Source organism: Amycolatopsis albidoflavus, from assembly GCF_039525725.1.
Taxonomy (GTDB): Bacteria; Actinomycetota; Actinomycetes; order Mycobacteriales; family Pseudonocardiaceae; genus Amycolatopsis; species Amycolatopsis albidoflava.
In genome coordinates, this window is the sequence record NZ_BAAAHV010000006.1 from 98,556 (window position 1) to 119,288 (window position 20,733).

Consider the following 20,733-nt stretch of genomic DNA (forward strand, 5'->3'; position numbering starts at 1 on the left):
AACCGTGATCCGGCTCGAAGAGGTTTCCAAGGTCTACAAGACCTCGACCCGTCCCGCCCTCGAACGGGTGTCGGTCGAGATCGACAAGGGTGAGTTCGTCTTCCTCATCGGCCCGTCCGGTTCCGGGAAGTCGACGTTCCTGCGGCTGCTGCTGCGGGAAGAGGTGCCCTCCAAGGGACGGGTCATGGTGTCGAACTTCGACGTCGCCAAGCTCGCCCGGCGCAGGGTCCCCCGCCTGCGCCAGACCATCGGCTGCGTGTTCCAGGACTTCCGGCTGCTGGCCAACAAAACCGTCGCGGAAAACGTGGCGTTCGCCCTCGAGGTCATCGGGAAACCGCGGCCCACGATCCGCAAGGTCGTGCCCGAGGTGCTCGAACTCGTGGGCCTCGACGGCAAAGCCGACCGGCTGCCCAACGAGCTCTCCGGCGGCGAGCAGCAGCGCGTGGCGATCGCCCGCGCCTTCGTGAACCGCCCGCTCGTGCTTCTCGCCGACGAGCCCACCGGGAACCTCGACCCGGACACCAGCCAGGACATCATGCTGCTGCTGGAGCGGATCAACCGCACCGGCACCACCGTGCTGATGGCCACGCACGACCATTCCATCGTGGACTCGATGCGGCGGCGGGTCGTCGAGCTGCAGCTCGGTCGCGTGATCCGCGACGACGCCCGCGGCGTCTACGGCATCGGCCGCTGACGCACCCCGCCCTTTTCCGCCCCGACCCAAGGAATTACTAGAGCGATGCGAGCCAGTTTCGTCTTCAGCGAGGTCGTCACCGGGTTGCGCCGGAACGTCACGATGACCATCGCGATGATCCTCACCACCGCGGTCTCGCTCGCCATGCTCGGCGGCGGTCTGCTCGCCGTGCGCACGATCGACAAGATGAAGGCGAACTTCCTCGCCGAAGTCGAAGTTTCGGTCTCGCTGGTCGACGACGTGAGCGCGAACGACAAGAACTGCACCCAGGCACTCTGCAACGGGCTCCGCCAGTCGCTGCAGAACAACCCCGGTGTCGAGTCGGTCGTCTACGAGAACCGCGACCAGGCCTACGACCGGTTCAAGAAGATCTTCGCGAGCCAGCCCGAACTGCTCGAGCTGACCGGCCCCGAGGCGCTGCCCGCGTCGCTGCAGGTGAAGCTGAAGGACCCGGACCGGTCCGACGCGATCATCAAGCAGTACACCGGCCAGCCCGGCGTCAAGAAGGTCGACGACCAGAAGAAGTTCCTCGACCGCGTGTTCAACGTCTTCAACGGCGTCCGGAACATCGCGTTCGTGATGGCGCTCATCATGGCCGTCGCCGCCCTGCTGCTGATCGCGAACACCATTCAGGTTTCGGCGTTCACGAGGCGGACGGAAGTCGGCATCATGCGCCTGGTGGGCGCGACGCGGTGGTATACCCAGCTGCCGTTCCTCTTGGAGGCGGTGGTCGCCGGCACGGTCGGTGCCGTGCTCGGGGTGGTGTTCCTGCTTCTGACGAAGCTGTCCTTCCTCGACACGGTCTTCACCGGCGAAGTGTTCCCGCAGATCACCACGCTCGAGGTGCTGTTCCCGGTCGCGCCGATCCTGCTGGCGGTGTCGATCGTGATCTCGGCGATCACCGGGTACGTGACGCTGCGCCTGTACGTGCGCCACTAGCCGCTTTCTCTCCGCATCCGAACCGCCCGGCGAACGTTTTCGCCGGGCGGTTCGTGCGTCTCCAGCAGCACTGACTTCGCCGGGTGACCGGCCGTAAACCGGCGTGCTTGATCGCCTGGACGCCACGTAAACTGGCCGGTATGCCCAAGGAACGTGGACAGAAGGTCATCGCGTCGAACCGCAAGGCTCGGCACGACTACTCCATCCTGGACACCTACGAGGCCGGGATGGTGCTGGTGGGCACAGAGGTGAAAAGCCTGCGGGCCGGCAAAGCGTCGCTTGTGGACGCGTTCGCGACGGTGGACGACGGCGAGGTGTGGCTGCGCAACGTCCACATCCCCGAGTACACCCAGGGCACCTGGACCAACCACATGCCGCGGCGCACGCGCAAGCTGCTGCTGCACCGGCGCGAGATCGAACGGCTCATCGGCAAGACCAAGGAAAGCGGTCTGTCGCTGGTGCCGCTGTCGATGTACTTCAAGGACGGCAAGGTCAAGGTCGAGATCGCGCTCGCGCGAGGCAAGAAGGCCTACGACAAGCGCCAGTCGCTCGCCAAACGCGACGCGCAGAAGGACATCAGCCGCGCGATGGGACGGGCGTTGAAGGGCCGGTTCACGGAGTGAGCGCGGGTCCGGCCGCCGACGCCGACGTCCCGGGCTGGATCGCCGGGCTCGGCCTCGACGGAATCGTCGACCTGCACGTTCACTTCCTGCCGAAGCCGGTGCTGGACAAGGTGTGGGCGTATTTCGACCGCGCCGAGCAGCACTACGGCACGCCCTGGCCGATCCACTACCGCACGCCCGAGGCGGAGCGGATCGAAACGCTGCGCGCGCTGGGCGTGAAAGCCTTCGCGCCGCTGGTGTACCCGCACAAGCCGGGCATGGCGGAGTGGCTCACGTCGTGGGTTTTGGAGTTCGCCGAGCAGGTTCCGGACGCGGTGCCGACTGGCACGTTCTACCCGGAGCCGGGTGCCTCGTCCTATGTGGACAGTGCGTTGCGCGCGGGAGCCCGGTGCTTCAAGGCGCACGTTCAGGTCGGCGCGTACGACCCGCGGGACGAGCTGCTCGATGGCGTGTGGGGCTCGCTGTCCGAAGCGGGTGTGCCGGTGGTGATCCACTGTGGACACGGGCCGTTGCGCGGCGATTTCACCGGGCTCGAGGTGTTCGAGGAAGTCCTGCAGCGGCATCCTCGGCTCACCGCTGTCCTCGCGCACGCGGCGATGCCCCAGTTCACCACCGCGTTCGAGCTGATGGCTCGCTACCCGCGGGTGCACCTGGACACCACCATGGTCGGCGTGCCGTTCTCAGAGGCGATGTCGCCGCTGCCGCCGGACTGGACGGTCCGGCTGGCGGAGGTGGCCGACCGTGTGGTGCTCGGCACCGACTTCCCGAACATCCCGTACTCCTACGCCACACAGCTGAAGGCGATCGCCGGCTGGGCAGCCGACGATCGCCTTGGCGAGCCATTCCTGCGAGCGGTGCTGCACGACACCCCCGCGAAGCTGCTCAGCGTTTGACCGCCACGAGGGCCCGGCCGCGCGGCAGCGACACCTGACGTCCGGCGAGGGCGAACCCGGCCGCGACCAGCGCCACCCACGGCAGCGGACCGTTCAGCACGCCGTCGCGCAGCGGAGCGAACCCGTGCGCGGCCAGGCCGAGGAGACCGCCGGAGGCGAGCAGGCCCGCCAGCACCAGCTGCGGCGTCCGAGCGGTCACGACCAGGCCGTCCGGCTGCATCTCGAAGCGCTCGAACAGGCGCAGCAGGCCCAGCAGCACCGCACCGCACACCGCGAACCAGGCGGGTGCCATGAGGAACCACATCGACGAACCCGGGGTCGGCGTGGAGTAGCCGAGGCCGAAGACGGTCACGCCGGAAACCACGACCAGCGCCGGCATGTGCCACAGGTAGACCGACATGAACCGCGGGCTGAGCCAGCTGAGCGCGGCCGTGACGCGGGGGAGCGAGACGAGCTTCTCGCGGAACGCGAGCAGGAAGCCGATCTGGCCGAGCGCCAGGAACAGCAGCAGGACGGTGGGCGGGCTCATGTTGGACACCGGCGCGCCCGGCATGCCGATCATGCTCGCCGGGTACGGACCGAACGCGACCAGCAGCGCCGTCACCCCGAAACCGGCGGCGGACACGGCGAGCGCGGCCCGGCGGCTGAGCGAGCCGAGACGGCCTTCGACGTAGTGGAAACCGAGCTGGTGCACGGCGACCCAGACGATGACGGCGTTGGCATACCCGATCAGGCCGAGGTCGGAAAACCGTGCCACGTCAACGAGAACGCCCAGTCCGGCCAGTGCCGCCGGCACCGCGAGACCCCAGCGCCGATGTGCGGCGACCATCAGCGGCGTGAGCAGCACAGTGAGCAGGTAGACCGACAGGAACCACAGCAGCTGCGCGGCGATCGCGCTGGCCACCTGTACCGGCTGTGGCGGAACTCCCAGGCCGTGCAACAGATCCGGCACGACGAGCCAAACCGCCATGAGCGGCAGCACCGGAACGAGCAGCCGGCGCACGCGTCCGGCGAACCAGGCGCGGGTGGATTCCGCGCGGCGCAAGGAGATCAGGTTCGCCGCGCCGCCGGCGAAAAAGACCAGGGGCATGACTTGCGAGGCCCAGGTGATGATCCACCAGCCCGGCGTCGCGAGGGCGTTGCCGGTGGAAAGAGTGTTGCCGGAGAAGGAAAGCACCGGCATCGTCCAGTGCTGCGCGACCACCGCGAGGATCGCTCCGGCGCGCACCACGTCGAGAAACTTGTCCCGGGACGCCCGTGGGGCGCGGGTCGGCAGCTGGCTCGTCGTCATGCTGAAGAGCTTGTCGGTTTCCGGGCGCGGAAACAGCGGTGCAGACCACCGAAAAGGGGCTCTGGCCAGCAGGGGGTGCGAGGTGGGGTTTGCCCTACCTCGCTACGGGAGGGTGTCGGGCTCCGGTTCGGATTCGTGCGCCTGGACCCGGTACGCCCAGCCGTCCTCGGTGAGGCCGAGTTCGTACCGCGTCTCGATTTTCGGGCCGCCGTGCAGGTGGATGTGGCGCACGACGGTGCCCGGAACCGGTTCCTCGTCGGCGAGTTCCTGCACCCGGCCGTCGAGCGGGCCGCCGAAGAAGCGGACGCTGCGGTCGGACATCGGGTTCTCCTCGCTCGGTTCGGGCGGCATCAGTCCATGGTAGGCGAGGGACGCCCGCCCGGGCTGCCGTCAGTTCGAGTGAGGGGTTTTAACAGCCAGGCTTTGACGGCCAGGCTTTAACGGCCAAGGTAGGTCAGCACCGCGCGAACCCGGCGATGTTCTTCGGAACTTGCCTCGAGACCGAGCTTCGCGAAGATGTTCCCGATGTGCTTTTCGACCGCTCCGTGCGACACGACCAGCGAGTTCGCGATGGCGTTGTTGGACAGTCCCTGCGCCATCAGCCCGAGCACCTCGGATTCGCGCGCGGTGAGCGAATCGAGCGGGTTGCGGCGGCCGCGGGCCATCAGCTGGGCGATGACGTCGGGGTCGATGGCGGTGCCGCCGTCCGCGACGCGGCGGACCGCGTCCAGGAACTCGTCCACGTCGGCGACGCGCTCTTTCAGCAGGTAGCCGACGCCGCCGGCACCGCCGGACAGCAGCTCGACCGCGTAGCTTTCCTCGACGTACTGCGACAGCACGAGCACCGGCAGGCCAGCGATCTCCTTGCGGGCGGCCAGTGCCGCGCGCAAGCCCTCGTCGGTGAACGTCGGCGGCATCCGGACGTCGACAATCGCCAGGTCAGGGCGGTGTTCGGTGATCGCGCCGAGCAGATCGTCGCCGTTGTCGACCGCGGCGACCGTCTCGATGCCCTCGTCGGCGAGCAACCGGGTGACCCCGGCCCGAAGCAACACGGCGTCTTCGGCGATCACTACTCGCATCAAAGCCCCCAGGTCCGTGAGTGAAAAGCTCCCGGAGGCTATTCACTCACGGACGGGTCACCATTGACACGGCAGGTCCGCTCTGATGACCGTCGGCCCGCCGACCGGGCTCACGACGGTGATCACGCCGTCGATGGTCGCCGCTCGGTCGGCCAGCCCGGCGAGGCCGCCGCCAGGGCGAACCTCGGCGCCGCCGTGGCCGTTGTCGGTGATCTCGGTGATGACGTGCGTGTCCGAGCGCCACACCTTCACCGTCGCCTCGGTCGCTCCGGAGTGCTTGGCGATGTTGGTGAGGGTCTCGCCGACGATGAAGTACGCCGTGGTCTCGACCGCGGCGGGCGGCCGCGGCTCGACGTTGACGTGCACGTCCACCGGGATCGGCGACTTCGCTGCCTGCGCGGACAGAGCCGCGTCGAGACCGCGGTCGCCGAGCACGGCGGGGTAGATGCCGCGAGCGAGGTCGCGCAGCTCGGAAACGGCGAGCTTGGCGTCCGAATGCGCCTCGTCGATGAGATCGCGCACCGCGTTCGGGTCGTTGTCGAACTTCGACTTCGCCCGGCCGAGGCTCATCGCGACGGCCACGAGCCGCTGCTGGGCGCCGTCGTGCAGGTCGCGCTCGATCCGGCGGCGCTCGGCCTCCGCGGCGTCGACGCCACGAGCCCGCGACGCCTGCAGGTGCTCAGCCTTCCTTTCGAGCTTCTTCGTGCGGTTCGGGCCCAGCATCGACAGCGCCAGGTTGCCGTGCAGCCAGCCCAGCCACGGCGTCACCCAGATCGCCATCGGCAGCAGCACGATCGACGCGATCGCGATCGGCAATTCGACGATCGCCAGCGGGAACGCGACCATCAGGTAAGCCAGGTCGCGCCAGGTCGTCGGGTCGGACAGCCGGGTCAGCCAGCGGCGGGTCAGCGACTGCCCGTCCAGCGGCAGCCGCTCGACCGGGCCGAGCGGGGTGCCGAGCATCCGGCGGGTCCAGCGTCGTTCGAGGTCGCCCGACCAGCGGATGAACCCGGTGACGGCCAGCAGGATCGGGAAGCCGATCCAGATGATGAGCGTGCCCGTGCCGAGGGTCCCGCCGACCACGATGAGGATGAACTGCAGCAGCCGCAGCACGAACGACGGGATCATGTATCCGATCGTGCGAGCCGGATTCGGGCGCGGGTGCTCCGGAGGCGGTTCTTGCGAAGTCATCCGGCCACCGTGATCCCGTCGATCTCGTTCCACGAGCGCTCCATGCGACGCCGCTGGGCGACGGTGGGCCGCAGCAGCCCGGTCGCGAACGCCGCGTGCAGCGCAGCCAGCCCCTTCGTCAGGGCCACGGCGATCGCGGCGAACAACACCCCCAGCGCCGCCCACGGCAGCGCGGTCACCGTCGAGTCGACGACGAACCAAGGCACATCGTAGCTCGGGAAGGCGTAGACCCCGTCCGGAAGGAAGCGGTAGTAGACCGGCAGCGCGACCAGGCCCAAGCTGACCGCCCACACCGTCACGACCAGCACGAACTCCGCCAGGCCGAGCGGGAAGAGCAGGAAAAGGTAGGACAGGTCGCGCCAGGTCGCCGGGTCCTTCAGCCGGGTCAGCCAGCGCTGCTTCAGCCCCGACGGCGGCAACGGCAGATAGGGGTCGTCGACGTAGACGTCCAGCAGCGCGAACACCCGCCCCCGCTCGACCCGCCCGGCGGTCCGCGCGAACAGGACGAGCAGCGCGAGCAGCGGAACGCCCAGCCACACGACGAGCGTCCCGAGCCCGGCCGACGCCAGCGTCACGATCAGCGTGAACGAGAGGATGCCGATGGGCAGGTTGAGCAGCAGATAAGCCAGCGCCCCGCCCAACGGCGGAGTGCGGCGCCCAAAACTGCGACCGGCGGGCACGGTGACCATGGCGGGGCTCCCTCACTGCGGAATCTGACCTGCTCAGCATGGCCGCGCCGGCACCGGGCAACCAGGGGGCGAGCGGGCATCTTGGAGGTGGGGACAGCCCTACCCCGCCCGCGGGCCCATGCCGGAATTATCGGGTTGCCGGGGGAGTTATGATGGGTAGGTTAGGAGCACCTACAAGGGGGTGAACGGTTTCGACTCTGGACGTTGAATCAAGGGAAGCGTGCCGGTGCAGGCGAGAGACCACCGCAAGCGTCATCGCAACCTAATAAGCGCCAAGGCCAATAGCCAGCGCGACTTCGCTCTCGCTGCCTGATCGCAGTAGAGCAAGTCTGTCGGCCCGGGGTCGCCTCCGACCCGGTTTCCGGCATCAGCTAGGAGGCTCACCTCCAGTCCCGGCCACGGGGCCTGGCAGGGAAGCAAACAGTGGCTGGGCTCGTCACTTCAGCTTGTTCGCGTGACTGAAGGGGCCAAGCAGAGACAGAGCGGACTGCGCACGGAGAAGCCTTGAGGAGGCGCTAGAGGACCCGGGTTCAATTCCCGGCACCTCCACTCGACTGTCGGCACCTGATCCACGGGATCAGGTGCCGACAGTCGTTTTACTCCACGGTGCTGTCGCGTTGGGTATCGGCCAAACCGTAGTAAGTCTGGTCGAACCAGCGCTCGAAATGCCGTTTGTGGCCGCCTGGAGGGAAGATCTCCTCGGAGTACAGAGCGTAGATGATCTCGTCGTCTTCGCCGTTCAGGCTGTACTCCCACTCTTCGGCATCGCCTTCCTCGAAATCGCCTGCCTCGTCGATCTCCCAGCTGATCGCACCCTGCTCGAAAATCAGGTGCAGAGCGAGATCGTCTGCTGGACAGCGGGTCAGGTGGGGAACGCCGTCGTAATTCGGGTGCGTCATCCGGAGCCGGAGCGTGGTGATCGTGGAGAGGAGCCGGTAGCCGAACTCGTAGTCATAACGGGTCAGCCATCGGTCTGGAAGCCAGGTCTCCATCCAGCTGGCACCGAGTTCGCCGGCGTGTGTTCCTCTCGGCATGTTCGCCAGCGACCTGAGGTCTTCCTTGATGCCGTCGATTGTGTAGTCGCAGCCCAGCGCAAACGTTCGAGCGCAGGCTTCTCCGTACGCAGCGGCCATCGTTTTTGAATAGCCGCGACTTTTCACCGCCATATCCCACAGGCTCGGCTGGTCTTGTGCTGGCGAGGCGGCTTCTCCCTGTGCGGCCTCGCGCAGGCTCGGCCACCGGAGCGCTCGGCACACGCCTCGTACTTTGTCCGACCGGATGGACTTGCCTTGCTCGTAACGGCGCCAAGATTCGCTGCCCACTCCGGCGGCGGCGGCCGCTTGCTCAATGGTCAGATTGAGTTCTTCGCGGCGTGCGCGGATTCTCGTGCCCAGCTCCGCGCTGCTTGCTTGCGTGTTCGGCGGCATGGTTTCCAAGATGCTGATGCGTCACTGATGCGCCAGTATTTTTCAGCCGTCTGCTGGCTGCATCCGCATGCATGGGCGGCGGCTTGGAGGTGAGTCACTCCGGCCGGTTGCCGCCGATGTGGGCAGTGAGCGTGGCCGCTGTCGCGGCGACTGCTTCGGCCAAATCAGGAAAGGTCTCTTCGCACGGAACGTCGTCCGGACAAAGATGACGCAACGTCACGCTGATCGCCGCCATCGGGCGCGAGCCGTGGTCGAACACCGGCGCGGCGACAGACGCGAAACCGGCCGTTACGTGACCATCCTCCACTGACCAGCCCAGGCGGCGTTCGGTTGCCAAGGTGCGGCGTAGTGCGGCCAGCGAATTGGGGCCGCGCGGTGTGCGCAGGACGAAGGACGCGGCAGCCGGGAACAGGGCGCGGACGTGTGCGGCCGGCAGGTGTTGCAGCATCGCGCGGCCGGAGGCGGTCAGGTGGGCGGGGAGGCGTACGCCGACGTCGGTGACCAGTGTTTCTGGGCGGGCTGGGCGTTCCTTGATCAGGTACAGGGACTCGTTGCCGTGCAGGACGCCCAGGTGGGCGGTGTGGCCGATGCGGTCTACCAGTTTGCGCAGCAACGGCCCGGCCAAGCGTTCCAGCGGGTCGTGGCGCAGGTAGGCCGAGCCGAGTTCGAAGGCGGCGATGCCCAGGCCGTAGCGGCGTTCGGCGGGCAGGTGGGTGACGAAGCCGGCTGCGGTCAGTTCGTTCAGCAGGTGGTAGGTCGTGGACCGCGGCAGTTCCAGGTCTCTGGCGATGGCGGCGGCTGACACTGGGCCCGCGTGGCCGGCCAGCAGGCGCAGGACGGAGAGGCCGTTGCGCAGGGCGGGGACGTCGGAACTGCTCACCGGGGACTCCTCTGCCTCCTCGGGAAATGGTGCGAGGGGACCCCTCGCACCGCCCAGACGGAGTATGAGGGGTCCGTTCGCTCCGGTAGCCGAGGCTCTCGCCACGTGTTGTCTTGAATCCCAGACACTACCGCCAACTCCGCACTGTCGCCGCAGCCCGCCGGGAGGTGCAATGGCGGCATGCCGGAACCAGTCCTCCTGAGCTCGAAGCCGATGACCGCGGCGCAGGTCGTCGACGTTGTCCGCGGGCACGCGCACGTCGGGCTCGCCGAGGCGGTCGAGAAGAACCTCGCCGCCACTCGCCAGCACATCGAAGACCTCGCCGACGCCACGTCGCCGACCTACGGGGTCTCGACGGGGTTCGGCGCGCTCGCCACGCGCCATATTCCCGTCGAGAGCCGCACCGCGCTGCAGCGCAGCCTGATCCGCTCGCACGCCGCGGGCGCCGGGCCCGCGGTGGAGACCGAGGTGGTGCGCGCGCTGATGCTGCTGCGTCTGCGCACGCTGGCCAGCGGCTACACCGGCGTGCGCCCGCAGACGGCGCAAACGCTTGCGGCGCTGCTCAACGCGGACATCACGCCGGTCGTGCACGAGTACGGTTCGCTCGGCTGCTCCGGCGACCTCGCGCCGCTGGCCGCGGTCGCGCTGGCGTTGATGGGCGAGGGCGAGGTGTTCCACGCGGGCGAGCGGAAGCCCGCCGCGGACGCTTTGCGAGCGGCTGGGATCACGCCGGTCGTGCTGGCCGAGAAGGAAGGCCTCGCGCTCACCAACGGCACCGACGGCATGCTCGGCATGCTGCTGCTCGCCGCGGCCGATCTGCACCGGCTGCTGGACGTCGCGGACCTCACCGCGGCGATGAGCGTCGAGGCGCTGCTGGGCACGGACCGTGCGTTCGCCGCCGATCTGCAGGCGTTGCGGCCGCACCCGGGGCAGGCGACCAGCGCGGCGCGGATGTTCGCCGCACTGCAGGGGTCGAAGATCGTGGAAAGCCACCGCGGTCCGGACTGCAACCGCGTGCAGGACGCGTACTCGCTGCGGTGCGCGCCGCAGGTGCACGGTGCCGCGCGGGACACGCTCACGCACGCGGAACTGGTCGCGGAGCGGGAACTCTGGTCCGCTGTGGACAATCCGGTGGTGCTGGCCGACGGCCGGGTGGAGTCGAACGGCAACTTCCACGGCGCGCCGGTCGCGTATGTCCTCGACTTCCTCGCGGTGCCGGTGGCGGACGTGGCGAGCATCGCCGAACGCCGCACCGACCGGATGCTCGACCAGGCCCGCTCGCACGGGCTGCCGCCGTTCCTCGCGAACGACCCCGGCGTCGACTCCGGGCACATGATCGCGCAGTACACCCAGGCCGCCGTCGTCAGCGAGCTCAAGCGGCTCGCGGTGCCCGCCTCGGTCGACTCGATCCCGAGCAGCGCGATGCAGGAGGACCACGTGTCCATGGGCTGGTCCGCCGCGCGCAAGCTGCGCAAGGCGGTCGACGGCCTGACCACCGTCCTCGCCGTCGAACTGCTCACCGCGGCCCGCGCGCTCGATTTCCGCGCGCCGCTGCAGCCTTCGCCGGTCACCGGACGCGTCCGGGACCTGCTGCGCACCAAGGTCGAGGGTCCCGGCCCCGACCGTCACCTGGCGCCCGAGATCGCGGCCGCCGAAGAACTCGTGCGGTCGGGCGCTGTCCTGGCCGCGGCCGAACTGGAGGCCTGAGCAATGACAAGCACCGCCCGTACCGTCCGCGCCGCCCGCGGCACCTCGCTGACCGCGAAGAACTGGCAGACCGAGGCCGCGCTGCGGATGTTCCACAACAACCTCGACCCCGAGGTCGCCGAGCGGCCGGACGACCTGGTCGTCTACGGCGGCACCGGCCGCGCCGCGCGCAACTGGGCGAGCTTCGACGCGATCACCCGCGAGCTGACCGCGCTGGAGCAGGACGAGACGCTGCTGGTCCAGTCCGGCAAGCCGGTCGGCGTGTTCCGCACGCACGAGTGGGCGCCGCGGGTGCTGATCGCGAACTCGAACCTGGTGGGCGACTGGGCGACCTGGCCCGAGTTCCGCAGGCTCGAGCAGCAGGGCCTCACCATGTACGGGCAGATGACCGCCGGTTCGTGGATTTACATTGGCACGCAAGGCATTCTGCAGGGCACCTACGAGACGTTCGCCGCCGTGGCGAAGAAGCGCTTCGGCGGAACCCTGCGCGGCACGCTCACCGTCACCGCCGGGCTCGGCGGCATGGGCGGCGCGCAGCCGCTGGCGGTCACGATGAACGACGGCGTGGCGTTGTGCATCGAGGTCGACGCCCAGCGCGCGCACCGCCGCGTCGAGCACCGGTACCTCGACGAGGTGGCCGACGACCTAGACGACGCGATCCGGCGGGTCACCGCGGCGAAGAAGGAGCGGCGTCCGCTGTCGGTCGGTGTGGTCGGCAACGCCGCCGAGCTACTGCCGGAGCTGCTGCGCCGCGACGTCGAGGTGGACATCGTCACCGACCAGACCTCGGCGCACGACCCGCTGTCCTACCTGCCCAAGGGCATCAGCGTGGACGACTGGCAGGACTACGCGGCGAAGAAGCCGGACGAGTTCACCGACCGGGCGCGCGAGTCGATGGCTGACCACGTCGACGCGATGCTCGGGTTCCTCGACCGCGGTGCCGAGGTGTTCGACTACGGCAACTCCCTGCGCGGCGAAGCGAAACTCGGCGGCTGCGAGCGCGCGTTCGACTTCCCCGGCTTCGTGCCCGCCTACATCCGGCCGCTGTTCTGCGAGGGCAACGGACCGTTCCGCTGGGCCGCGCTGTCCGGCGACCCGGAGGACATCGCCGCGACCGACCGGGCGATGCTCGAACTGTTCCCGGAGAACGAATCGCTGGCGCGCTGGATCAAGATGGCCGGCGAGCGGGTCGCGTTCCAGGGCCTGCCCGCCCGGATCTGCTGGCTCGGCTACGGCGAACGGCACCTGGCCGGACTGCGCTTCAACGAGATGGTGGCCAGCGGCGAGCTGAAGGCCCCGGTCGTGATCGGCCGCGACCACCTCGACTCGGGCAGCGTCGCCTCGCCGTACCGCGAGACCGAGGGCATGGCCGACGGCTCCGACGCGATCGCCGACTGGCCGCTGCTCAACGCGCTGGTCAACACCTCGTCCGGCGCGAGCTGGGTGTCCATCCACCACGGCGGCGGGGTCGGCATGGGCCGGTCCATCCACGCCGGGCAGGTGTCCGTCGCGGACGGCACGCCGCTGGCGGCGCAGAAGCTGGAGCGGGTGCTCACGAACGACCCGGGCATGGGCGTCATCCGGCACGTCGACGCCGGGTACGACCGCGCGGCCGACGTCGCCGACGAGCGCGGCGTGCGGGTGCCGATGCGGGAGCAGGCGTGACCGCATCCGGGCTGCTCGGCGAGATCGCCGACGTCGGGCGCGACGCCCGGCGCGGCGGCTACTCGCGGCACGCGTTCGATTCGCCGGAGCACGACCTGCGCACGTGGTTCGTCGAACGGGCGCAGCAGCTGGGCCTTGACGTCGAGACTGACCGCAACGGCAATCTGTGGGCGTGGTGGGGCGCTCCCGGCGCGAACGCGGTCGTCACCGGCAGCCACTTGGACTCCGTGCCGGGCGGTGGCGCGTTCGACGGGCCGCTCGGCGTCGTGAGTGCGCTGGCGGCCGTGGAAGCGTTGCAGGCCAAGGGGTTCCGTCCGAACAAGCCGTTCGCGGTGGTGGTCTTCGCCGAGGAGGAGGGCGGGCGCTTCGGTGTGCCGTGTCTCGGTTCGCGGCTGCTCACCGGGACGATCGACGCGGACCGGGCGCGGGCGTTGCGGGATCCGTCCGGCGTCACCCTCGCCGAGGCGGCGGCGAAGGCCGGGCTGGACGTCGACCGCGTCGGCGCGGATCCGGACCGGCTCGGGCTGATCGGGCAGTTCCTGGAACTGCACGTCGAACAGGGCAGGGGGCTGATCGACCTCGGGTCGCCGGTGGCTGTGGGCAACACAGTGATCGCGCACGGCCGGTGGCGGTTCTCCTTTGCCGGACAGGGAAACCACGCGGGTGCGACATTGCTCGCGGACCGCGTCGATCCGATGCTGCCCGCCGCGGAGACCGTGGTGGCGGTGCGGCGGCTGGCGCGGAAGCTGTCGGACGCGCGGGCGACGGTGGGGCGGCTCGTGCCCACGCCGGGCGGGACCAACGTGATCGCGTCCACTGTGGACCTGTGGCTGGACGCGCGGGTGCCGGGCACGTCGACGCCGGAGCTGGTCGAGGAGATCACCCGCGAGGCGCAGGCTGCCGCGGAGGCGGAAGGGTGCCAGCTCGCGGTCACGCGCGAGTCGTACTCCGACGACGTGGTGTTCGACGAGTCGCTGCGTCGGTCGCTGGGGGAGTGGCTGGGCGCTCCGCCCGAGCTGCCCACCGGTGCCGGGCACGACGCGGCGATCCTGGCGGGATTCGTGCCGTCCGGAATGCTGTACGTCCGCAATCCGACCGGGATCAGCCACGCGCCGGAGGAATTCGCTGAGGCGGACGACGTCGAGGCCGGTGCGAGGGCGCTCGCCGAGGTGCTGGAGCGGCTCTCGAGATGACCGTCTACTGGTGTGAACGGGCCTGGCTGCCCGAGGGGGTCGCCGACGCGGTCCGGATCGAGATCGCCGACGGCCAGATTGTTTCGGTGACCGCCAATACGGACAAGACCGGAACTGTCCTTAATGGACTCGCGCTGCCCGGGTTCGCCAACGGGCACTCGCACGCGTTCCACCGCGCGCTGCGAGGCCGGACGCATCACGAGCGGGGCACGTTCTGGACCTGGCGGGAGCGGATGTACTCGCTCGCCGCCCGGCTCGACCCGGATTCGTACTACCGGCTCGCTCGCGGCGTCTACGCGGAGATGGTGCTGGCCGGGTACACGAGTGTCGCCGAGTTCCACTACCTGCACCACGGGCCGGGCGGCAAACCGTACGCGTCGCCCAACGCCATGGGCGACGCGTTGCGGCAGGCCGCGCGGGACGCCGGGATCCGGATGACCCTGCTCGACACCTGCTACCTCGCCGGCGGCATCGGCGTGCCGCCGGACGAGGTGCAGCAGCGGTTCTCGGATGGTTCCGCCGAAAACTGGGCGGAACGCGTTGCCCTGCTGAAAGAAGACGACCTGTTCCGGGTCGGCGGGGCGATCCACTCCGTGCGCGCGGTGCCGGAGTACGAGCTACCGAAGGTGGACAGCGCGGTGCCGAAGGACCGGCCGTTGCACATCCACCTGTCCGAGCAGCGCGCGGAGAACGAGCAGTGCGAGGCCGCGTATCGCTGGACGCCGACTGGGTTGCTCTGGGATTACGGCGTGCTCGGCGAGCGGCTCACCGCGGTCCACGCGACGCACCTGACCGAGCAGGACATCAAGTGGCTGGGCGATTCCAAGAGCGGCGCGTGCTTCTGCCCGACCACCGAACGAGACCTCGGCGACGGCATCGGACCAGCCCGGAGTCTGCTCGACGCGGGCGCACGGCTCGGCATCGGGAGCGACAGCAACGCGGTGGTCGACGCGTTCGAGGAGACCCGGGCGCTGGAGCTGGACGATCGGCTCGCCAGCGAGGAACGCGGCCGGTTCACCGCGGAGGAACTGCTTGCCGCCGGGACCGAGCACATCTCCGCGGGCTGGCCGGAGACCGGCACTCTCGCGGCTGGCGCGGGGGCGGACCTGGTCACCGTCGCGACGGATACAGTGCGCACGGCTGGGATCGAACCGTCCGGCGTGCTGTTCGCCGCCGCGGCCGCGGACGTCCGTACCGTGGTGGTGGCCGGACGGGAAGTGGTGCGCGACGGTGCGCACGTGCTGATCGAACGACCGGAAACCTTACTGGCCAAGGAGATCGAGGCGCTGTGGCAGTTCTGATCACCGGAATCGGCGAGCTCACCACGAACGACCCGGAGCTGGGCAAGCTCCGCGACGCGGCTCTGGTGCTCGACGGCGACACCGTCGCGTGGGCCGGTCCGGCCGCGCAGGCCCCGGACGCCGATGAGCGCGTGGACGTCGAGGGCCGCGCAGTGCTGCCCGGGTGGGTGGACAGCCACACCCACCTCGTGTTCGCCGGCGACCGGACCGCCGAATTCGAGGCGCGGATGGCCGGACAGGCTTACGCGGCAGGCGGAATCGCGGTCACCGTCGATGCGACGCGGGCGGCTTCGGACGAGCAGCTGGCGGCGAACCTTCGTCGACATGTCGAGGAAGCGGCTGCGCAGGGCACTACATGCCTGGAGACGAAGACCGGGTACGGCCTCAACGTCGCTGACGAGACTCGGTCGGCGCGGATCGCTGGTGCGGTCGCGGACGAGGTGACCTTCCTCGGGGCGCACCTCGTGCCGCCGGGCGCCGACTCGGAGTCCTATGTGGACTTGGTGTGCGGCGAGATGCTGGACGCGGTCGCGCCGTACGTGCGGTGGGCCGACGTGTTCTGCGAGACCGGAGCGTTTGACGAGGCGCAGTCGGCTCGCGTGCTCAAGGCGGCGGCGGAACGCGGGCTTGGGCTGCGGGTGCACGGCAATCAGCTCGGCGAGGGTCCGGGCGTGCGGCTGGCGGTGGAGTTGGACGCGGCGAGCGTCGACCACTGCACCTACCTGAGCGATGCCGACGTCGAAGCGCTCGCGTCATCCAACACGGTCGCGACGGTGTTGCCCGCGTGCGATCTGTCCACCAGGCAGGCGCTCGCCCCGGCGCGGCGGCTGCTCGACGCTGGTGCGACGGTCGCGTTGGCCAGCAACGCGAATCCGGGCAGTTCGTACACCACGTCGATGGCGTTCTGCGTGACGACGGCCGTGCTGCAGATGCGGATGACTGTCGACGAGGCCGTGTGGTCGGCGACCGCCGGCGGCGCGCGGGCGCTGCGCCGCGAGGATGTCGGGTATCTGCGGCCGGGAGCGCGGGCGGATGTGCATGTACTCGACGCTCCGTCCACCACGCATCTCGCTTATCGGCCCGGGGTCCCGTTGACCCACTCGGTGTGGCGGAAAGGGGCAAAGCTGCGTTAATCCGGGTGGCGACGGAGTCCGCGACTGCGCTAACGTGAAAGGGAACAGGACGCGCGAAAGACCATTGTCCGGTATGGGTTAGGCTGGACGATCCATTCGCTCTGTTTCCGAGTGCCCGGCGTGGGCCAGCCCAGTGCGTCCCTCTCGAACCAGAATTTGGTACGGAAGGGACTTCGCTGATGGCGAATAACGCTGCCACCGACAGTGCTGGCAATGGCAATGCCGCCGCAGGCAGTGCCGCCGCGAGCAATGCCGGAGCAGGCAACACCGCCGCAGGCAATGCCGCCGCGAGCAATGCTGACAACACGGTGCTCGTGATCGGAGCCGGGCTCGGCGGGCTGTGTCTCGCCCAAGGGCTGCGCAAAGCCGGGATCCCGTGCGAGGTCTACGAACGAGACTCCGCGTTGGACGCACGCCGTCAGGGCTATCGGCTGCACATCGATTCCCGAGGCGACCAGGCGTTGCGGCAAGTCCTCCCGCCGCACCTGCACGAGCTGTTCCGGGCCACCTCGGGCCAGCCGCGCAATGTCACCACGATCTACGACAGTCAGCTGGAGCCGCGCACCGAGTTCGTGTTGGACGACGGCGATGTCCAGCGCAACGTCAACCGGTTCACCCTCCGGGAGATTCTGTTCGAGGGTCTCGACAACGTCCACTTCGGCAAAGAGTTCGTGCGGTACGAAACGCACGAGAACGGCGTGATCGCGTACTTCGCCGACGGGACACAGGCGCGCGGCGCGGTTCTCGTCGGCGCGGACGGGGTGAATTCGCCGGTGCGTCGCCAATATCTTCCGCACGCGCAGGTCGTCGACACTGGATTGCGTCAGCTGTACGGGAAGATCCCGCTCACCGAGGCGAACCGGGCGCTCTTCGACCCCGCCATGTTCTCGGTGTTCAACATTATTTCCGGGCCGGGCAAGGCGATGATCGGAGTCGCGCCGGTCGACTATCCGGAGCCGATCGCCGACGCCTGCGCGCGGCTCGCGCCCGGCGTGCGGCTCAGCCCGGACAAGTCGTACATGACCTGCGCTTTCGGTGCTCGCCAAGAGATCTTCGGGCAGACCGACGACGAACTCCGCGCGCTGTCCGGGGACGAGATGCACAAGCTCGTGCTCGACCGGGTTTCCGAGTGGCATCCGCGAGTGCGCCGGATCGTCGAAAACTGGCTCCCGGAAACGATTTTCCTCGTCTCGATCCGGACCAGCGTGCCGATCGGGCCGTGGGAGCCGTCGCGGGTCAGCCTGGTCGGGGACGCGATCCACGCCATGAGTCCGGCCGCTGGGGCCGGGGCGAACACCGCGATGCGCGACGGCGCCGCGCTCGCCGCCGCGTTGAGCAGCGGCAGTCCGGACGGGATCGGGGAATACGAGGCGGAAATGCGCCGGTACGGGTTCGCGGCGGTGCGCGAGTCCGCGGCGAACGGGGCGCGGCATCTGGGGCAGAACCCGTTGCCGGAAATATCCTTAAAGCCCGTTTCCTGAAGAGCTGCGAGAAGAGCGCGGGGGCAGATTTCCTGCCCTCGCGCTCAGCCCTGCGCGCGGTCTCGGCCCACTCGGGCAACGATGAAAAAGGACCAGCAGGTGAACGGCGGAAAACCAGCCACAGCGGCAAGATCTCGTTCATTCAGAGTTCAACTACTGGCCACTCGCTGAGGGATCTGGAGACACCGCCCGCGTCGGTACCGTCACTCTCACAGGACACTCCGACCTGGAGAGCGGGCATGGACTTTTCTCTCATCGTCCTGGTGGTGATCGTCGCGGCGCTGGCCTTCGACTTCACCAACGGGTTCCACGACACGGCCAACGCCATGGCCACTTCCATCGCGACCGGCGCGCTGAAGCCCCGGGTCGCGGTCGCGATCTCGGCGGTATTGAATCTCGTCGGCGCCTTTCTTTCGATCGAGGTCGCGAAAACCATTTCCGGCGGGATCGTCGACGACACCAAGGTCACGCCGGTGGTGATTTTCGCCGGATTGGTCGGGGCCATCGTCTGGAATCTCGTGACGTGGCTGGTCGGGCTGCCGTCGAGTTCGTCGCACGCGTTGTTCGGCGGATTGATCGGGGCGACCTGGATCGCGTCCGGCGCGGACGCCGTGCACTTCGCGAAGGTCGTCGAAAAGGTGCTGATCCCGGCGATCGCGTCGCCGGTGGTGGCGGGCGTCGTCGCGATCGTCGGCACGTTCCTCGTCTACCGGATCACCGCCAAGTCCCGACAGGACGTCGTCGGCAAGGGCTTCAAGACCGGCCAGGTGCTATCGGCCAGCCTGGTTTCGCTCGCGCACGGCACCAACGACGCGCAGAAGACGATGGGCGTCATCACGCTCGCGCTGATCGCGGGCGGTTCGCTCGCGCCCGGGTCCAATCCGCCGGTGTGGGTCATCCTCGCCTCCGGCGCGGCGATCGCGCTCGGCACCTACTTCGGCGGCTGGCGGATCATCCAGACGATGGGCAAGAAGCTCACCGAAATCCAGACGCCGCAAGGGTTCGCCGCCGAGACGAGTTCCGCGGCGGTCATCCTGGCCTCGTCGCACCTCGGCTTCGCGCTGTCGACCACGCACGTCACCTCGGGCGGCATCATCGGTTCCGGGCTCGGCCGGAAACTCGCCGAGGTCCGCTGGGGCGTCGCGGGCAAGATGGTGATCGCGTGGGCGCTCACGCTGCCCGCCGCCGCGATCGTCGGGGCCATCGCCGCCGCCGTCTCCACGCGCGGCAGCTGGGGCACCGTCCTCGTCGGCGGAGTCGGAGTGCTGCTCGCGCTGGGCATCTGGCTCGCGTCGCGGCGCAACCCGGTCACGCCGGCCACCGTCAACAACGAGCCGGAGGGCGCTGAAGCCGCCCCGGTCGCGGCCTGAGGGAGCACGACATGGCGATCAACTGGGGTGCCCTCGGCATCGTTTTCGTGGTGGCGCTGGCCGCGGCGGTCGTGCTCACCGGGCTGTTCGCGTACGGCGTGCGCGGGCTGTCCGAACGCGTGACGGCACGGGCGCACGGCGGCAGCGGCACGGTTCAGCTGACCGGCGCGGTGGTGTGTTTCGCGATCTGCGCCGCGGTGATCGGGTACGGGATCTATTTGATCGTGGCCTAGGCGAGCGCCGCCTCAGCGCGGGTTCGCAGTTCTTCCGGAAGCTCGTCGAGCAGCGGTCGCACCGTTGCCCGGCGAGCTTCGTTCAGATGCCCCAGCACGTCCAGCGCCGGTGCCCACAGCGACTCGTCCGCCGCCGCGGTCCGGACCAACGCGGGCAGCCGGTCGTCGCCGAGCAGAGCGAGCACGTGGTCGATCCGGCTCCGGTCGTCCAGCACGTACGCGGTGCGCAGGAGACCGGCGTCGTCCAGCAGGCCGATGCAGCGGCGGACCGTGTCGTCCGGCAGGTGGCCAACGAACCGGCCCAGCGTGATCCAGTCCTCGCGGCGGGTCAGTTCCTCGGCGACCGCCACGACCGTCGCCACCGGGATCCGCGTGATGATCGACGTCGCGCGCCGCGGGTCCAGCTCCGCCGCGACCGAGGCGAGGAACTTCGGCGACAGCCGCTTCGCGACGTCGACGCCGCGCGACACGTCGACCAGCCCGGCGATCCGCGCGCACAGCAGCGGCCCGAACACCTTCTCCGCGATCTTCGCGGTCACCCCCGCCGGCAACAGCTTGCTCGCCAGCGCCATCCGCTCCAGCACGACGAGGTTCGCGTCGAACAGCGTGGTCGTCATCTGCTCGCGCAGCAGCCGCACCTCGCCCTGGTCGACGTCGGCGAGGTAATCGAGCCGGGCCGGGTCGACGTCGAGCACCCGGGCGAGCTTGAGGATTTCGGGATTCACAGGCCGACCGCTTTCCGCACCGCGCCGCGTAGCAGGGCGGGCACGTACTTCAGGCTTTCCTCACCCGCGCGGGCGAGCGCCTGCGCCTGCCGGTGCCGGGCGTCGCGCAATGCCGCCGCCAGATCCTGTTTGTGCTGCTCAGGCAGGGTTTCGATGCCGTCCGGCAGCGGAGCGCCGAGCTGCTCGGCCAGGGTGCGTTCAGCCATGGTGACCCATCAT

The 20,733-nt window shown here is 69.1% G+C and carries 21 protein-coding genes and 1 other RNA gene; 13 read left to right on the plus strand and 9 right to left on the minus strand.

Features of this window, described 5'->3' with window-relative positions:
- Positions 1-4: 4 nt before the first annotated feature.
- The 4 genes from ftsE to ABD156_RS08795 all read left to right on the plus strand — a co-directional run bounded on the left by ftsE (position 5) and on the right by ABD156_RS08795 (position 3,149).
- Positions 5-694: a cell division ATP-binding protein FtsE gene (ftsE, locus tag ABD156_RS08780; protein WP_009073292.1), complete on the plus strand. Its 690-nt coding sequence runs from the start codon at positions 5-7 to the stop codon at positions 692-694.
- A 45-nt stretch (positions 695-739) separates the two neighbouring features.
- The gene (gene ftsX / locus ABD156_RS08785; protein ID WP_037359041.1) at positions 740-1,633 is read left to right on the plus strand and encodes a permease-like cell division protein FtsX; all 894 of its coding nucleotides are present in this window, start codon (positions 740-742) and stop codon (positions 1,631-1,633) included.
- Between the two features lie 140 nt (positions 1,634-1,773).
- Positions 1,774-2,256 carry an SsrA-binding protein SmpB gene (gene smpB, locus ABD156_RS08790; RefSeq protein WP_116206697.1) on the plus strand — a complete coding sequence of 161 codons (483 nt, stop codon included), beginning with the start codon at positions 1,774-1,776 and terminating at the stop codon, positions 2,254-2,256.
- The gene (locus ABD156_RS08795) at positions 2,253-3,149 is read left to right on the plus strand and encodes an amidohydrolase family protein (protein WP_344268889.1); all 897 of its coding nucleotides are present in this window, start codon (positions 2,253-2,255) and stop codon (positions 3,147-3,149) included. The genes smpB and ABD156_RS08795 overlap by 4 nt, the downstream gene beginning before the upstream one ends.
- Here ABD156_RS08795 and ABD156_RS08800 read toward each other — a convergent pair.
- The 5 genes from ABD156_RS08800 to ABD156_RS08820 form a co-directional block, all read right to left on the minus strand.
- Positions 3,139-4,440, minus strand: coding sequence for an acyltransferase family protein (locus tag ABD156_RS08800; RefSeq protein WP_344268892.1), 1,302 nt, complete (start codon positions 4,438-4,440; stop codon positions 3,139-3,141). The two genes, ABD156_RS08795 and ABD156_RS08800, sit on opposite strands and share 11 nt — an antisense overlap.
- 102 nt (positions 4,441-4,542) lie before the next feature.
- Positions 4,543-4,761: a hypothetical protein gene (locus tag ABD156_RS08805; protein ID WP_344269261.1), complete on the minus strand. Its 219-nt coding sequence runs from the start codon at positions 4,759-4,761 to the stop codon at positions 4,543-4,545.
- A 116-nt stretch (positions 4,762-4,877) separates the two neighbouring features.
- Positions 4,878-5,519, minus strand: a complete 642-nt coding sequence (locus tag ABD156_RS08810) for a response regulator transcription factor (RefSeq protein WP_344268895.1) — start codon at positions 5,517-5,519, stop codon at positions 4,878-4,880.
- Between the two features lie 57 nt (positions 5,520-5,576).
- The gene (locus ABD156_RS08815) at positions 5,577-6,710 is read right to left on the minus strand and encodes a sensor histidine kinase (RefSeq protein ID WP_344268898.1); all 1,134 of its coding nucleotides are present in this window, start codon (positions 6,708-6,710) and stop codon (positions 5,577-5,579) included.
- Positions 6,707-7,399, minus strand: a complete 693-nt coding sequence (locus ABD156_RS08820) for a sensor domain-containing protein (RefSeq protein WP_344268901.1) — start codon at positions 7,397-7,399, stop codon at positions 6,707-6,709. The genes ABD156_RS08815 and ABD156_RS08820 overlap by 4 nt, the downstream gene beginning before the upstream one ends.
- Before the next feature lie 177 nt (positions 7,400-7,576).
- On the opposite strand from ABD156_RS08820, the gene ssrA reads away from it, so the two are divergent.
- Positions 7,577-7,951: a transfer-messenger RNA gene (ssrA, locus tag ABD156_RS08825) on the plus strand.
- A 44-nt stretch (positions 7,952-7,995) separates the two neighbouring features.
- Here ssrA and ABD156_RS08830 read toward each other — a convergent pair.
- Both ABD156_RS08830 and ABD156_RS08835 read right to left on the minus strand, forming a co-directional pair.
- Complete coding sequence (locus tag ABD156_RS08830; protein ID WP_344268903.1) at positions 7,996-8,826, minus strand: helix-turn-helix domain-containing protein; 831 nt, start codon at positions 8,824-8,826, stop codon at positions 7,996-7,998.
- Positions 8,827-8,920: 94 nt separating this feature from the next.
- Positions 8,921-9,706 carry an IclR family transcriptional regulator gene (locus tag ABD156_RS08835; protein WP_344268906.1) on the minus strand — a complete coding sequence of 262 codons (786 nt, stop codon included), beginning with the start codon at positions 9,704-9,706 and terminating at the stop codon, positions 8,921-8,923.
- A gap of 180 nt (positions 9,707-9,886) precedes the next feature.
- Between ABD156_RS08835 and hutH the strand changes: the two genes are divergently transcribed.
- From hutH to ABD156_RS08875, 8 genes are all read left to right on the plus strand, one after another.
- The gene (gene hutH, locus ABD156_RS08840; protein ID WP_344268909.1) at positions 9,887-11,413 is read left to right on the plus strand and encodes a histidine ammonia-lyase; all 1,527 of its coding nucleotides are present in this window, start codon (positions 9,887-9,889) and stop codon (positions 11,411-11,413) included.
- Between the two features lie 3 nt (positions 11,414-11,416).
- Positions 11,417-13,078 carry a urocanate hydratase gene (gene hutU / locus ABD156_RS08845; RefSeq protein ID WP_344268913.1) on the plus strand — a complete coding sequence of 554 codons (1,662 nt, stop codon included), beginning with the start codon at positions 11,417-11,419 and terminating at the stop codon, positions 13,076-13,078.
- Positions 13,075-14,271, plus strand: a complete 1,197-nt coding sequence (locus tag ABD156_RS08850) for an allantoate amidohydrolase (RefSeq protein ID WP_344268916.1) — start codon at positions 13,075-13,077, stop codon at positions 14,269-14,271. The genes hutU and ABD156_RS08850 overlap by 4 nt, the downstream gene beginning before the upstream one ends.
- The gene (locus ABD156_RS08855; protein ID WP_344268919.1) at positions 14,268-15,572 is read left to right on the plus strand and encodes a formimidoylglutamate deiminase; all 1,305 of its coding nucleotides are present in this window, start codon (positions 14,268-14,270) and stop codon (positions 15,570-15,572) included. Before ABD156_RS08850 ends, ABD156_RS08855 begins: the two co-directional genes overlap by 4 nt.
- On the plus strand, positions 15,560-16,705 hold the full coding sequence (gene hutI, locus ABD156_RS08860) for an imidazolonepropionase (protein ID WP_344268922.1): 1,146 nt from the start codon (positions 15,560-15,562) through the stop codon (positions 16,703-16,705). The genes ABD156_RS08855 and hutI overlap by 13 nt, the downstream gene beginning before the upstream one ends.
- Positions 16,706-16,884: 179 nt before the next feature.
- Positions 16,885-18,186 (plus strand): FAD-dependent oxidoreductase, encoded by a 1,302-nt coding sequence (locus tag ABD156_RS08865; protein ID WP_344268925.1) that lies wholly within the window; start codon positions 16,885-16,887, stop codon positions 18,184-18,186.
- Positions 18,187-18,425: 239 nt separating this feature from the next.
- On the plus strand, positions 18,426-19,556 hold the full coding sequence (locus ABD156_RS08870) for an inorganic phosphate transporter (protein WP_344268928.1): 1,131 nt from the start codon (positions 18,426-18,428) through the stop codon (positions 19,554-19,556).
- A gap of 11 nt (positions 19,557-19,567) precedes the next feature.
- Positions 19,568-19,789 carry a hypothetical protein gene (locus ABD156_RS08875; RefSeq protein ID WP_344268930.1) on the plus strand — a complete coding sequence of 74 codons (222 nt, stop codon included), beginning with the start codon at positions 19,568-19,570 and terminating at the stop codon, positions 19,787-19,789.
- Here ABD156_RS08875 and ABD156_RS08880 read toward each other — a convergent pair.
- Together ABD156_RS08880 and ABD156_RS08885 are read right to left on the minus strand one after the other, a co-directional pair.
- The gene (locus ABD156_RS08880) at positions 19,786-20,514 is read right to left on the minus strand and encodes a hypothetical protein (RefSeq protein WP_344268933.1); all 729 of its coding nucleotides are present in this window, start codon (positions 20,512-20,514) and stop codon (positions 19,786-19,788) included. The genes ABD156_RS08875 and ABD156_RS08880 overlap by 4 nt on opposite strands.
- Positions 20,511-20,720: a hypothetical protein gene (locus ABD156_RS08885; protein ID WP_162834652.1), complete on the minus strand. Its 210-nt coding sequence runs from the start codon at positions 20,718-20,720 to the stop codon at positions 20,511-20,513. Before ABD156_RS08885 ends, ABD156_RS08880 begins: the two co-directional genes overlap by 4 nt.
- Positions 20,721-20,733: the final 13 nt, after the last annotated feature.